The organism is Candidatus Melainabacteria bacterium RIFOXYA2_FULL_32_9 (genome assembly GCA_001784615.1).
In the GTDB taxonomy this organism is placed as follows: Bacteria; Cyanobacteriota; Vampirovibrionia; order Gastranaerophilales; family UBA9579; genus UBA9579.
The window spans coordinates 12,651-15,991 of record MFRQ01000039.1; the positions used below are offsets into that span (position 1 = coordinate 12,651).

General features: G+C 32.1%; 1 protein-coding gene and 1 pseudogene. One reads left to right on the forward strand and one right to left on the reverse strand.

Translation table 11 applies throughout. From position 1 onward, the window contains the following. The coding region (locus A2255_07990) for a hypothetical protein (protein ID OGI22064.1) at positions 1 to 1,575 on the reverse strand (1,575 nt) is incomplete at its 3' end. Positions 1,576 to 1,837: 262 nt separating this feature from the next. On the opposite strand from A2255_07990, the pseudogene A2255_07995 reads away from it, so the two are divergent. Further along, positions 1,838 to 3,341, forward strand: a pseudogene (locus tag A2255_07995) (hypothetical protein).

The window sequence follows — 3,341 nt, forward strand, 5'->3', positions numbered from 1 at the left end:
TTCTAATGCTGCAGCAGTATCAGAAAAATCATTAAAAGTATCTCCTAAATTTATTATTTCTATACCGTCTGGTAAGTCTATAAGCTGGTCGGTACCACAACCTTTTTGGAATGAATATACCTTTACCTTGTCAAATTGAGTAAATGGATAAAAATAACTGATGTGAGAAATAGATCTGTATTGGTGTATATGATAAAGATTCTTACATTGCCAGTTTATTCCAAGTTTAAAGCAGTCATTGTTAAAATATTTTTCCTTATAGAATCTAACTTTTTCAGGATCAGATTTTAGATAACCTTCACTAAAAGGTATATTTTCTGAGTTTGCCTTTAAAAAATAAGGCAAATTTAGAAGTGAAGTGTGAGTATCAAAGGTTATCGATTCATCTGGAGTAGAATTATCAATAATTTCTGCTTTAAGATCGCTTTGTTTTAATAATTCTTCCAGTCCTTTTTGAGGTTTAAATAATACTTTAGCTCCTAACGAATGTAATAAAGGAAGATATCTTACAAAATTTATAGTATCCCCAAAACCTTGCTCGTGGTATATATATATGGTTTTGCCATTTATAGAGCTGCCATCCCATAATGGTTGCTTAATTTTTGCGATTCTTTCTTTATGAAACTCACTGTCATGTAACCTCCATTGGTAATATTTCCATCCTTTTTCAAAGTTTTTGAGAGAAAGATAACAAATTCCAAGATTGGAATAAACATCACCATTATTTGGGTCAAGTTCAGCAGCTTTTTCAAAATATGTGATTGCTTCTTCTATTTTGCCGTTATCTTTACTTAGATTTCCAATGTTGTTATAAATTTCAGCTGAGTTAGAGTTTAATTCAAGAGCTTTTTTGTAGCAATTCATTTCTTCTGTTGTGTCATTTTTGTAAAAATATACTTTTCCAAGGTTTATATATGCATCTATAAAGTCAGGCTTTAATTCAAGTGCTTTTTTGTAGTAATAAACAGCTTTATCTAAATATTCGGGGTTTTCAACTTTTTTATTGAGTTTCTCGTTACCTTTGTAGGCGTTTCCGAGATTAAAATATGCTTGTACGTAAGAAAAATTTAATTCAACAGCTTTTTCATAGCATTTTATGGCTTCTTTGATTTCATTGATTTCAAAAAAAACTGTTCCAAGATTGTTGTATATTTCAGGGCAGTTAGGACTTATTTCAATAGCTTTTTGATAGCAAGCAATGGCCTCTTTTATCATTTCTTTGTTTGTATAAACCATTCCAAGGTTATTATATGCTTCCAGATTTCTGGGGTTCAGTTCAATTGTCTTTAAATAACAATTTAATGCTGCATCTGTGTCTCCTTTATCAAAACAGACATTACCAAGACTACAATAATAATTGTCTGCAGGATTTAATTCTACAGCTTGAAGTATACTTGCTATTGCAGTATCAAAATCACCAATTTGACTTAATAATATGCCAAAAAGATGAAGTACCTCAGGGTTATTTGGGTCTTCTTGTAATATCTGGCCATAAAGAAGACCAGCTTCCTTCAACATTCCAGTATTATGACACTGTAAAGCTTCTGAAAGTTTATCTTGAGTTAGTTTAGACATATAATTCCGATAAGTTGATTTTAGTTAATTAAAAATCTGTGTTAGTTGTTAATATTATATCATTAGCCTAATCAGCCCATTTTAACCAGATACAAATTTACACTTTTTGATGTATAAATTTGAATTTTGCTATTTTCTTTATAAAACCGAAAATATGTGAAATTAACTTTTCATCCTTTTTGGTATAATGCCCCATGTTTTTATTAAAACACAGTATAAAAAATTCACGTGTTTGGTTTTAGAGTTTAGAAGGAGTTTTACAATGGCAGATATTATTGGTGATGGTTTTAATAATTTATTAAATGGAACAGTAAGTGCTGATTCTATTAAAGGAATGAGTGGCAGTGATACCATTTATGGTGGAGATGGCAACGACATTCTTGATGGTGATGATATTAATAATATATGGGCGGTTATGGGTAATGATAGTATGATTGGGGGTACTGGAGATGATACTTATATCGTTAACAATTCTCTAGATGCTATTGTTGAATATGTAGGGGGAGGAATAGATACAGTTAAATCTAGTATTCAATATACTTTGGGGGATTATTTAGAAAATCTAACATTAATAGACTCAAATAATATTAATGGTTATGGCAATAGCAGTAATAACGTTGTTAAAGGTAATAGTGGCAATAATACACTGTATGGTTATGCAGGAAATGATACTCTTGATGGAGGAGGCGGAGGTAATGATGGTTCTGACACTCTTTATGGTGGAACAGGAGATGATATTTATTATATTTATAATGATACTGACGCTGATACTATAATTGAGGATATATATGGTGGTTATGATTATATTGAAACGTATAAAAGACTTGCTGCTCCTACCAATGTGGAAGCTATGATCCTACTTGGAACTTCTAATTATGGACTTACAGGTAATAATCAAGATAATTATCTAATGGGCAACAGCGGAAACAATGATTTAACTGATTATGCCGGTAATGATACATTAGATGGTGGCTCAGGTGCGGATACTATGATTGGTGGAACTGGTGATGATATTTACTATGTAGATGATGTTAATGATGTAGTAACTGAAGATGCAGATGCTGGCTATGATGAGATCATTACAAGTGTTAACTATACTTTAGTTGCTAATGTTGAAAAATTAACCGTCACAGGCTCGGGAGATATAAACATTACAGGCAATGCCAATGCCAACACTCTGACAGGTAACGACGGAGCAAACTCCATCTCAGGTCTGGCAGGCAATGATACTCTGGATGGTGGAATAGACATCGACTCCATGTCCGGCGGAACAGGAGATGATGTTTATTATGTAGACAATGTTAATGATATTGTAACTGAAAATCTTGATGAAGGTACCGATTATATTGGTACCTTCATTACTTATACATTATCAGATAACGTAGAAGGTTTAATTTTATTGGGAGATTCATCTATTAATGGTACAGGCAATGCATTAGATAACTATATTGATGGAAATCTAGGGAATAATACTCTAAATGGTGGTTTAGGCGATGATGAAATCAATGGATATTATGGAAGCAATATCTTAAATGGTGATGCTGGCAATGATATGCTTTATGTGTATAATGCAGAAGGAATATATTCAGGAAATAGCACTCTAAATGGTGGAGCAGATAATGATACATTGTATGGTTATAATGGAAGTCATTCCTTATTAGGTGAAGCTGGAGACGATATTTATTATGTAGATGATGTAAATGATGTAATAACCGAGAATTTAGATGAAGGAACGGATACAGCATATTCTAATATTGAATATACTT